Origin of the sequence: Mesorhizobium sp. M7A.F.Ca.CA.004.12.1.1, from assembly GCF_003997835.1 — a bacterium.
In the GTDB taxonomy this organism is placed as follows: domain Bacteria; phylum Pseudomonadota; class Alphaproteobacteria; order Rhizobiales; family Rhizobiaceae; genus Mesorhizobium.
In genome coordinates, this window is the sequence record NZ_RZRK01001345.1 from 1 (window position 1) to 832 (window position 832).

Annotated in this window: 1 protein-coding gene; it reads right to left on the reverse strand. The window is 60.7% G+C overall.

The window, feature by feature from the left end; genetic code table 11:
• Nucleotides 1-19: 19 nt before the first annotated feature.
• Nucleotides 20-832: inositol-3-phosphate synthase (locus EN984_RS36285; RefSeq protein ID WP_127384439.1), on the reverse strand; the 813-nt coding region annotated here is incomplete at its 5' end.

Genomic DNA, 832 nt, shown 5'->3' on the forward strand with positions numbered 1-832 from the left:
ATCAGAAAGAAGGTCGTCGTCATTCCGCGGCATCGAGCAAAGGCTCGTCCTTGCCTGCGATAAAAGCGAGCGTGCGCTGCCGCGCTTCGGCGTCGGTGAACTGTTCGGGAGGCGACTTCATGAAATAACTGCAGGGACCGGTCAGCGCTCCGGCCATGCCGCGATCGAGCGCCAGCTTGGCGCAGCGTACCGCATCGATCACCACGCCGGCCGAGTTTGGAGAATCCCAGACTTCCAGCTTGAGCTCGGCATTGAGCGGCACGCCGCCGAAAGTCGTGCCTTCCACCCTTATATAGGCCCACTTGCGATCGGTCAGCCACGGTACGTGGTCGCTGGGCCCAACGTGGATATTGCCTGGCTCCAGGGGAACATCGAACTGGCTGGCCACGGACTGTGTCTTCGAGATTTTCTTCGATTCCAGCCGCTCGCGTTCCAGCATGTTGAGAAAATCGGTGTTGCCGCCGAAATTCAGCTGATAGGTGCGGTCGATGCGTACGCCGCGTTCGCGGAAGAGATTGGCCAGCAGCCGGTGCACGATGGTCGCGCCGACCTGGCTCTTGATATCGTCGCCGACCAGCGGCAGTCCTCGCTGCTCAAAGCGCCGGCGCCATTCCGGGCGTGAGGCGATGAAAACTGGTATGCAATTGACGAAGGCGCAGCCGGCCTCGAGTGCGCATTCGGCATAGAAGCAAGTTGCCTCCTCAGAACCCACCGGCAGGTAGGAAACCAGCACGTCAGCGTTGCTGTCGCGCAGGATCTCGCTGACATTGGCAACCGGCTCCGGAGCTTCTTCAATCTCGTCGCGCAGATATTTGCCGATCCCGTCCAACGT